This window comes from Oceanisphaera pacifica (assembly GCF_017498065.1).
Lineage (GTDB): Bacteria > Pseudomonadota > Gammaproteobacteria > Enterobacterales > Aeromonadaceae > Oceanimonas > Oceanimonas pacifica.
The window spans coordinates 187,436-197,365 of the sequence record NZ_JAGDFX010000007.1 but is presented as its reverse complement, the minus strand read 5'-3'; the positions used below and the strand labels follow the sequence as shown (position 1 = coordinate 197,365).

The 9,930-nt window shown below is 46.1% G+C and carries 10 protein-coding genes and 1 pseudogene; 10 read left to right on the top strand and 1 reads right to left on the bottom strand.

What is annotated here, in order from left to right; all coding sequences use genetic code 11:
• Positions 1–498: 498 nt before the first annotated feature.
• From J3U76_RS07925 to J3U76_RS07905, 5 genes are all read left to right on the top strand, one after another.
• Complete coding sequence (locus tag J3U76_RS07925; RefSeq protein ID WP_208005425.1) at positions 499–870, top strand: hypothetical protein; 372 nt, start codon at positions 499–501, stop codon at positions 868–870.
• Between the two features lie 107 nt (positions 871–977).
• On the top strand, positions 978–1,616 hold the full coding sequence (locus J3U76_RS07920) for a hypothetical protein (protein ID WP_208005424.1): 639 nt from the start codon (positions 978–980) through the stop codon (positions 1,614–1,616).
• Between the two features lie 148 nt (positions 1,617–1,764).
• Positions 1,765–2,082, top strand: coding sequence for a hypothetical protein (locus J3U76_RS07915; protein WP_208005423.1), 318 nt, complete (start codon positions 1,765–1,767; stop codon positions 2,080–2,082).
• Between the two features lie 491 nt (positions 2,083–2,573).
• Positions 2,574–3,071, top strand: coding sequence for a hypothetical protein (locus tag J3U76_RS07910; protein WP_208005422.1), 498 nt, complete (start codon positions 2,574–2,576; stop codon positions 3,069–3,071).
• Between the two features lie 83 nt (positions 3,072–3,154).
• Positions 3,155–4,129, top strand: a complete 975-nt coding sequence (locus J3U76_RS07905; protein ID WP_208005421.1) for a transposase — start codon at positions 3,155–3,157, stop codon at positions 4,127–4,129.
• 301 nt (positions 4,130–4,430) lie between these two features.
• Here J3U76_RS07905 and J3U76_RS07900 read toward each other — a convergent pair.
• Positions 4,431–4,580 (bottom strand): annotated as a pseudogene (locus J3U76_RS07900) (IS66 family transposase zinc-finger binding domain-containing protein); the annotation flags it as partial.
• 268 nt (positions 4,581–4,848) lie between these two features.
• Here J3U76_RS07900 and J3U76_RS07895 point away from each other — a divergent pair.
• The 5 genes from J3U76_RS07895 (at position 4,849) to J3U76_RS07875 (ending at position 9,461) form a co-directional block, all read left to right on the top strand.
• Complete coding sequence (locus J3U76_RS07895) at positions 4,849–5,754, top strand: LysR substrate-binding domain-containing protein (protein WP_208005419.1); 906 nt, start codon at positions 4,849–4,851, stop codon at positions 5,752–5,754.
• A 128-nt stretch (positions 5,755–5,882) separates the two neighbouring features.
• Positions 5,883–6,911: a TRAP transporter substrate-binding protein gene (locus J3U76_RS07890; RefSeq protein WP_208005418.1), complete on the top strand. Its 1,029-nt coding sequence runs from the start codon at positions 5,883–5,885 to the stop codon at positions 6,909–6,911.
• Positions 6,912–6,937: 26 nt separating this feature from the next.
• Positions 6,938–7,429 (top strand): TRAP transporter small permease, encoded by a 492-nt coding sequence (locus tag J3U76_RS07885; protein WP_208005417.1) that lies wholly within the window; start codon positions 6,938–6,940, stop codon positions 7,427–7,429.
• Positions 7,426–8,712, top strand: a complete 1,287-nt coding sequence (locus J3U76_RS07880) for a TRAP transporter large permease (protein WP_208005416.1) — start codon at positions 7,426–7,428, stop codon at positions 8,710–8,712. Before J3U76_RS07885 ends, J3U76_RS07880 begins: the two co-directional genes overlap by 4 nt.
• Positions 8,709–9,461: a M15 family metallopeptidase gene (locus tag J3U76_RS07875; protein WP_208005415.1), complete on the top strand. Its 753-nt coding sequence runs from the start codon at positions 8,709–8,711 to the stop codon at positions 9,459–9,461. The genes J3U76_RS07880 and J3U76_RS07875 overlap by 4 nt, the downstream gene beginning before the upstream one ends.
• Positions 9,462–9,930: the final 469 nt, after the last annotated feature.

Here is a 9,930-nt window from a genome sequence, read left to right as displayed (position 1 = left end):
GGGTAATACCCGAAACTGGGAAGTGACGGGAGCTGTCTCGCTCAATCCCTGTAAACTCGAGGAAATGGAGCGAAATAAAATGGCTGCTTAGACAGTCTTATTTGGACAACTGGGTTGAAAATCACCGATAAGCCGAGAAGGGAAAAGAAAGCGTTGGCTTACGAGGAAATGGAAAATATCCAAAAATGGAAACCCTTGGCTAAGTGCGGATGGCTATAGGGTAGTTGTCTCTGAAAAGCAAAGTGGATGGGCGGCAACGGTAACTTTCGAATCGACAAATTTGCCCCACCACAGTAGAAGAATATTTAAAACTATCGAAGAAGCCAAGCTCGCGGCCTTTGATCATGTAACACGATTGCTAGCGAAAAATGCCTAACAAATTCTTGCAGCCGGACCAAAACATGCTGTCATGCCTTTTGCGAAAAGCGCAAAAGCCACGCCAGCACGCTTTGGCCGCTGAAGAAAGGCGTTAGAGGTCTTTAGGTAAAAGGTAGTATTATGAAAAAGTGTCCACATTGTGAAGAAAAGGCGATTCCATTATTGCACGTAATCGACTCGTCACCTGATGTTGGTGCCGTTTGCACTAGCTGTGGAAAGCAATCTAGCGTTGAATTTGGTGCTTCATTTCTGAATTTACTAATGCACTTCACGCTAATATTTTACGTATGGACAACTATAAAAAGCGGCAGTGAATATAGCCTTATAGGAACATATATTGTAATGGCGGTTCTAATTGAAGCTATTTATATTTGGACTGCTCCATTTTCAATAAAGCAGGACAATATGATTAAGCTCATTAGCCGAAGCTTAATTGCAATAGTGTTGGGGTTGCTGTCTGTATCCGTAATAATCGGGCAATTAAACCTCTAACAATCAGCAGCAAGGGACAACAACAAAAGCGGCCAAAGAGCCGGCCACTTTTGCTGTTGCCCATGTGCAAAGCGTTATGCCTTGTGTCGAGTAAAAGGGAATATTTGATGTATAAGTTGATTCTCGTGGTTTCATTTCTGTTCAGCATGGCTGGTTGTGCCTTTACGGACACAGAGGCACTTTTGCAGAGCATGTACAACGTACCTTCTTCTGGCTCATCAAAGTTTGACGGCACGAAGTACATCCGGATGAGCAATGTTGTCTGTAATTCTGTGATGTTTGAACTTTACCAAGACACCAAAAAGGCTGAAAGGGGGCTTGTGCTTCTGGAAAGCGGCACCACAGAAATCGAAAATATTGGGGACGGGAAGTCACTGCATTTTAAGCTGGATGGTGAACTCTATTCTTACAATACTGGTGACGTCGTCACCGAACACGATACTGTGCCGATGGGCCAGAGATTAAACATACCGTTTTCTCACAAAACTTATATCATCCCCGAAAAAGTCATTAGACAAGCAGCAGGGTCAGAGGAGTTTTTGGTTAAGCTCGATTTAGCCAATGGTACCTTTATAGAGGGAACGTGCTCGCCGTTAACATTGGCGCAAGCCAAAGATCAGGATACAAAGCCCGGAAATTACTCTGCACCCAATATAACCCAAGAACACGTCGATACGGCGAACCGTATTTCTGCCCAAAATGGATTTCGAGAATTCGTCGAAATGATGGATTCGACCGCATGGTAGGGCATAACCAGTGGGTGAAGCCGACCGGTACTACGCTGCGCTCCGTCCCGGCGGCTTACCCAAAGCGTTATGTGTAGATGAGGCCATGAGGCAAATTAAGGTCAAAATCCTACCCGGTATGGGTAGCTCAGACGGGAGCTGGGAAATCGTGAATTTTGATGATTTTCTCCTGCGTTATTCACCACGTCTGGCCATGCTTGTCTCGTGTACAAAACAGTTCCCTCCTTTCCATATTTTGAATGAGGAGCTGCTCTCTGGTGGAGCTGACCAAGGAATGAGCGGTGGTTGCTACTGGAAGCCTCTCGAAATTACTGAACAAGAGTACAAAGATATACGGGAAGAGATGCTCACATCGCCATCACATGATCTTGAGTATGATCCTGGTCTTGAGGACCGTAAAACCATCAATAAATGGTGTGGTGCCGTGCTATCTCATCACAATCCAAGGGGGCGGAATGCCACATAACCAGACGGTCAACCGGACACCAAAAGCTTTCTGCTTTTGGTTCCCTCCGCTGGCGCTCCGGTGCCGGTTACCTATGCGTTATAAGCCAAGGCTCTGGTAGTTTTTTCGGTGGATGGGTGCGCGGGCCTTGGCGGAAAATTGGGCAGTGATTTCTGATTCCCGGTTATGGCCAAGGCCAGGAACCTCGTCGTTCAAGCTGGTAGCCAGTATCGGAATCTTTCGGGTTATGAACAGGGTGCCCAGGTTTGTGGTGCAATTCGCCGAAAATTCCAAGCGCGCCGGGTAGTCTGGTGGTTTGTATCGGTGCCGGGCCGCGAGCAGATGCGGGAGCTTCTTTGGAGCTCGCATGCGAGCTGAGAAGTGGACTGGAAACCAACGGGTGAACCGGCTTCTAACCAGTCGCTGTAGTACGTTCCCGGCCCGAAGGCCGTCCACCGGACGCCACTGACGTGGCGCCGCTAAGCTCAGCGTTAAATTTCTAGGGAGAGTGCGTGGGTAAATTGAAAGCATACAAGTCCAGAGGCGAATACAAAGGCGAGCCCATATATCCGCACAAGCATAAAGACGGAACTTATGTGGCTAGCCCATCGCGATTTGAAGTTGACTATGTTTATGTAGATACGGAAGATGAGCTCGAAGCTTTAGTACGGTCTGGGCTAGGTGCAAGAATGTCCAGTCCTGATATCAAACAGGCAGCATCTCTTATTTCTGCCAATAACATCGCGCTCACTGATTCCAGCTCGCCTCCGGTCGTAGCAAAAACTGTGCTTCCAAAATTGAGCGAGGAAGTAGATCTAGATTTTGACTCGACCACAAAATCAAGAAAGGAGCAGGCATTCCTTCGAGCGCACATTTCAGGCGGGCGACTGCAAGCAACATGTGTACTTTGTGAAAACGAGTACCCTTTAGAGTTTCTGGTTGCTGCGCACATTAAGAAAAGATCAGAGTGCTCTAAATCAGAGAAACTCGATTTTGACAATATTAACTAACAGGCCACCCATAGAATCTGGTTGTTTTTTAGTCTAACTCCTATACTTAAAATGTTCAGGGTTGAACTTTTTAGGAGGCTAGGATGGCTAAACCACGCGTTGCCCAAGTGAGTATACAAGATACGCCCTTTTACCATTGCGTGAGTCGCACGGTGAGAAGGGCATTTTTGTGTGGTGTGGATGAGGTTTCTGGTCGCACGTTTGAACACCGTCGAAAATGGTTAGAGAAGCGATTGCTGTTTTTGACGCAGGCGTTTGCCATTGATATTACTGCCTATGCGGTTATGTCTAATCATGTGCATGTGGTGCTGCGTATTGATGCAGAAACAGCGATGAATTGGCGAGATATTGATGTAGTAAATCAATGGCATAAGCTGTTTAAAGGCACACCGCTCACCCAACGATTTGCGAACGGCGAGGTCGTTAAAGCTTATGAAATCGACACACTTAACGAGAGGGTTGCCGAGTATCGACGTCGGCTGATAGACATCAGCTGGTTTATGCGTGCTTTAAGCGAGCCCATTGCTCGCCAAGCGAATAAAGAAGATAACTGCACGGGACGCTTCTGGGAAGGGCGCTTTAAATCTCAAGCCTTACTCGATGAAGCCGCAGTGCTGGCCTGTATGACCTATGTTGATTTAAACCCCATTCGCGCCAACATGGCCACCACGCCAGAAACGTCTAAGCACACTAGCATTAAGCGACGTATATATGCTGCAAAGCAGGGAGCACAACCGAAGCGTTTACTGCCCTTTGTGGGTAATGACCGCAAAGAGTTACCCAAAGGCTTACTGTTTGACGTAAAAGACTACATTACCCTCGTAGACGATATGGGCAGAATATTACGTGATGATAAAGGAGGTGCCATTGCAGAAAGCACCGCCAACATACTGAACAGATTGAATATTTCGCTAGAAAACTGGTTAAAGATAACCGAAGAGTTTAAATACCTGTTTACAGGGCCGGTCGGGTCGCTTGAAGATTTAACGCGTTACTGCAAACACTTAGGTATGCAGCGGCGCGCGCATCTTAAAAGTTGCCAACACTGGTCAAGCTGAGTACTTAGCGTCAATCAACATAACTAAATTACGTACACTCCAACAGGAGTGCACAAGTGCTGCCTGAATACCGCTTAAACGAAGCAAATAACTAATGAGTCACATCAAGCTGTAGCAATCTGCTCCATTTTGGTTTTCCATCCCATTCAATTTTGCCAATCACAGCCAAAAATCTAGGTGGCTGGCCCAACATGAGTCTTGGTGGAACAATTTAACATTGGGTGGCATCTTAGGTTGTAATTTAACATTGGGTGGCATCTTAGGTTGTAATTTAACATTGGGTGGCATCTTAGGTTGTAGTAGCAGGGATAAACTCCAGCTTCTCGCTGACTTCTTCACCCATCTGATGCAAGTTATGGCCGCAGTCGTCACAGACCTTATCTGTGTCCGCAATATCATGCACTACGTCTTCACGAGGCAAGTCAGCGCTTAAGCTCGGACGACGGGTTTTCTTGCGGGTATAGGTAATGGTTTCATCCACCGCGACTTCTCAGGTGCGGATGCAGTGACGCTTACGAATAATTTAACATTGGGTGGCATCTTAGGTTGGCATCTTAGGTTGTAATATGAGCTTTAGTGAGACAGTTTTTATGGCGGGATTATTAGGCGTTTTTTATAGATATAGCTCTATTAGACTTCTGATGAATTTAAAAGTTTGTCTTGTCTAATGTTATTTTGAGATGATTCCTTCAACAGTCTATATATTTCGGAATATTAACGTGTGGAAACTTAACATTAGGGCAATGAAATATCTAAGTGAAGTCTCACGTTTTGGCTCATTACGAAAAGTGGCCGCCCATCTGAATGTTGATGTCTCGACCATCAGCCGTCAGCTGGCACAATTAGAAGAAGAGCTGACAGCTACGGTTATAACCCGAAGTGGACAGGGTGTCGTGCTTACTCAGATTGGTGAAGAACTAGTAGCGCTTTATCGACAGCAAAAAGCAAGCGAAGTAGCAGCTTTGTCCCGTATAAAAGCCTTGCAGAGCTTAAAAACTGGTAGGGTTAGTTTGGCGGTAGGTGAAGGTTTTATTGCCGATTTGATTTCCGCACCACTGCAAGCTTTTATGACTCGTTATCCCGGTATTCAGATCAGTGTAGAAATGGCGGGAGTCAATGAGGCGATCCGACTAGTTAAGGAGGATCGGGTAGACTTAGCGGTAGTTTATGCACCTTCTCCTGATGTCGAGTTACAGTCTCACGTGATAACTCGTCAACCGCTGGAGCTCATAGCCCCTCCGCAGCATGCTCTTACTAGGCAGCTTCCACTTACGATTCGACAGATATCAGAATATCCCTTGGCTCTGATCGATCAACAGTTTGGCATGGGACAGCTGGTTAGCTTGGTTGAGGAACTAGAACATATCCGCTTTGAACCACAATTAAGAACTAATTCTGTCGCTGTTTTAAAGAATTTTGTGCTATCCGGTATGGGGGTTACTTTCATGCCACGGTTGACGGTACAAAGTGAGATCGAGCAAGGAAAAATAATCTGTATACCTGTACCTCATCCCGTACTAACTGGTGCTAATGCACATATCGTTAGTCATAAAGGTCGCGAGTTAACAGTGTCATCTGAAGCTTTAATAGCCCATCTTCACGATGGGATGTTATTCTTTAATTGATTGTAAATTTAATGTTAAGTATTGTGTTGGCTTTATTGCAACGCATTAGATATTGAAAAGTCAACACGACAACGCTTAATCTGGCGATGACTTTTTAAAACATCAAACTGGATATGGAGATCACGACTATGCTTACTTGTAAAATCAAGCCGCTAGCAAAATGGATGACAACGGTATGTGGGGCTGGAGCCTTATTGATCAGTGGTCTTGCTGGAGCAGCAACCACCATTGATCTATCTTACAATGGTGCACCCGATGCAGATAAGAATGCGGTACACCTGTTTGCCTCTAATTTAAAAAAGCTAGTAGATGAAAAGACTAAGGGAGAGTTGGAATTAAAACTCTATCCCAACAGTATGCTGGGTGAAGAAGAGCAACGAATGGAGCAGGTAATGAACATGCCTAGCTTGAATATTGCTTCTTTTGCCGGTATTTCGCCTCTCTTTCCAGAGATTTATGTCAGTTCAATTCCTTTCTTGTTCAAGGGTTTTGATGACGCTCGTCGCTTCTTTGACCAAGGTGAATACTGGAAAGCTGCGCAGGAAGAGTTCTATCAGCGTACCGGCACTCGCTTGCTGGCAGTAGTAGAAGAAGGAGGCTTCCTAGCCTTTACCAATAATAAACGACCTATCAAGCAACCTGATGACTTCAAGGGATTGCGTTTTAGGGCGATGGATAAGAGCCAGGTGGCATTGTATGAAGCCTTTGGTGCATCTGGTACTCCTATCCCTTGGACCGAAGTCTACATGGCGATGAAGACGGGTGTTGCCGATGGTCAAATGAACCCACCCATGTACATTATTCTGGGGAGTTTACAGGAAGTACAAAAGTACCTGACATTGGCTAATATTCAATATTCCGATCAATTTTTGGTCGCTAATGATCAGTTGATGGCATCCCTGACCGACGAGCAAAAGGCGGCGTTGAAGGAAGCAGTAGAGGAAGCTAACCAACTTAATCGTCAGTCAGTCGAGTCCAAAGTAGAAGAGCGAGTCCAGTTTTTGGCTGATAAGGGGATGGAGGTTTATCGTCCAACGGTGGAACAGTTGGCCGCATTTCAAGAAAAAGCCAAACCTTCCTACGTGACCTGGTTAGAAGAGCAAAACATCGACCAGAAATGGATTGATTTGGCTCTGCAGGATGTAGAATCCAATTAATTAGTTCCTGATAAGGTGGCGGTGCCATGCACCGCCTTGTTGTTATGAATACAAAAATAATCCGCTTATTAAGTCGCATGTCAGAAGCTCTGGCAGGCCTACTTATTGCCAGCAATCTTGTGGTTCTGCTCTATGGCGTTACCGCAAGATATCTGGCTGGTCGCTCCCCCATCTGGATGGACGAACTGTCCCGTTTCCTGATTATTGGCACAGTGCTGCTTACCGCCGGTGTGGTATGGGTTCGTAATGAGCATATGCGCATCAATTTACTAGAGCAGAAGTTACCACCCAAATGGGCATCGGCCCTTAAACTCTATCAGTGGCTACTTACTGTAGCTATCAGCGCTGCTTTTGCCTGGTACTCCTGGCATTACGCTTTTTCTGTTGGTCGATTTACCACCATGGGGCTGGGAATTAGCCGAACCTGGCCGATGCTGAGTATGCCTCTTGGCTTTTTTATGTTGTTTTTATTCGCAATATTACGTGGCCCGTTTGAAAGAAAGGATTTGCAGTTATGACCCTGGCGATGTTTATCACCTTTATTGTGCATATCCTGTTGGGTTTACCTTTATTCCTAACACTGCTCCTCACCGCCGTTGTTGGTTTCTTCTTTCTTGATATCAATCTGATTGGGCGCATGCTGCCCCAGCAATTTTTTGGTGGTATTAATGCCTTTTCTTTGATGGCCATCCCGTTGTTCATACTGGCGGGAAATCTGATGAACAGTGCTGGCCTGACACAGCGGTTGATGACGCTGGCGAGAACACTGGTGGGTCATTGGCGTGGTGGGTTGGGTTATGTCAACGTGGTATCAAGTGTCTTCTTTGCTGGAATTAACGGCTCGGCGGTAGCGGATACCTCCGCGCTCGGTTCTTTGTTGGTGCCAGCGATGAAGAAAGAAGGCTATTCGGTACCCTATGCGGCAGGGTTGACGGCGGGCAGTTCACTAATAGGGCCCATTATTCCTCCCAGTATTTTTATGATCCTCTATGCCTCCCTAACTAATACCTCGGTCGGTGCCCTATTTTTGGCGGGAGTCATCCCCGGCTTGATACTGGGTTGTGGCTTTATGATGATGAACTGGATCTATGCTAGACGTGCAGGGCTAGCCGCATCGGGAGAGAAGCCGACCTTGGCCAGATTGTGGTCAGCCAGTTGGGGAGCCTTTCCTGCTTTGCTGGCGCCCGTGATCATTGTGGGAGGCATTGTACTGGGGGTAGTTACGCCTACTGAGTCAGGCGCGCTCACTGTGTTGTATGTGTTAGTAATAGGACTGATGACCGGCCAACTTTCACTCGTTCGCTTCTGGTCAGCTCTAGTTGAAACAGCACGTTTGACCAGTGCCATCTTCCTGATCATGGCGGCATCAGCAGCCATCAGCTGGCTACTGTCCTATGCTCAAGTACCCAAATCATTTGTGGCTATGCTGGAACCTTTTATTGATCAGCCTATTCTGGTTCTGCTGATGTTGAGCGGAATCACCTTTATTACCGGTATGTTCATGGAGGAAGTATCGGCGCTAATGCTGCTGACACCTATTTTTGTGCCGGTAGCCATGGCTGCAGGCATCGATCCTGTGCACTTGGGAGTGGTTATTACTCTGAATATCACCATTGCATTGATTACTCCTCCTATGGGGGCTTGTGTGTTTGTAGCCGCCGCTGTCAGCAAAATTGAAATAACTGAGCTGTTTAAAACAATCTGGCCGTTTGTACTGCTTGCTCTGAGCGTGTTGTTGTTATTGATCCTGTTTCCTGGATTGACGTTGTGGTTACCGAACATTCTGGGAGGTTACTCATGAAAACTCGAATACCATTAATGGCAGACCCTGTCTGGCCAGAAGTGATAAAGATAGCCATTGAAGATAATCAGGAACCGCTCGTACCTGTCAGTCTGGCTCCACTGCCGCTGCAAGTTTATCCGGCCTATTACAAGATGGGCATACCCTATGCGGTGCCCGAGTGTCACACTCGCACCGGTATTTATCGACGGCTACTAAAGGCTGCCGAACAATTACCTGCCGGTATGACACTGCTAGTACTGGATAGCTGGCGGCCTTACGGCGTACAACAGTATTTGTATGACACCCTGTACAATGCACTTGAAACTCGTTTGCCGAAAAAATCAGCAGCAGAGCTGGAACAGTTGACTCGGGAATTTGTCTCGTTGCCAAGTACACGGGTAGATGCGCCAAGTCCTCACCTTACGGGGGGGTCTGTCGACGTGACTTTGCTGGACCAGCAGGGCTTAATGTTGGATATGGGAACCCAGTTCGACGAAGCCAGTGTCTGGTCTCATACGCATGCATTTGAAGAGATAATTACTCCAAACGCTAGAGAGGCAGAGGTGATTAAAAATCGCCGATTGCTCTATGGTATAATGATTTCAGCTGGGTTTACCAACCTACCAAGCGAATGGTGGCATTTTGATTTTGGTAATCAGCTATGGGCTTGGTACTCTGGGGCCGAGCGCGCTATTTATGGTGCTGCTCAGCTTGATAGCTTAGAAGGTCGCTGGCGCAGAGAAGTTGAAAAATACTCGGCTAATTAAAGATTTGGGTGTGTACCATTGATATTGCTGCTTTCGCGGTAATGTCTAATCACCCAGCTTAATAAGCCTCTCACACTTGCTGATTTTTTTAAGCCTAGCACTATGCTTAAACTATGTTTTGCTTAAATTAGCCTTTTCAGACACGTCATTTTATCACTGTGTGAGTCGTACGATGAGAAGAGCATATCTATATGGAACAGACTATTATTCAGGCTGTTTGTACTTTGAGCATTGTCGAGGTTGGGTAGAAAAATGTCATCTTCTTGTTATTTTGATGGTCAGGGATACTATTGAGACTATTTTAATATGGGTAGTGTTTAGATATTTTAGCCATTTTAGTTTTACATCCCATTCAAATTTGCTAATTACGGCCAAAAACTCAGACCGCTGGCTCAATATGAGTCTTAGTGAAACAATTTAACATTGGATGGCAACTTGGGTTCTATAGAGTAAGCAGCGCCACTAGAGC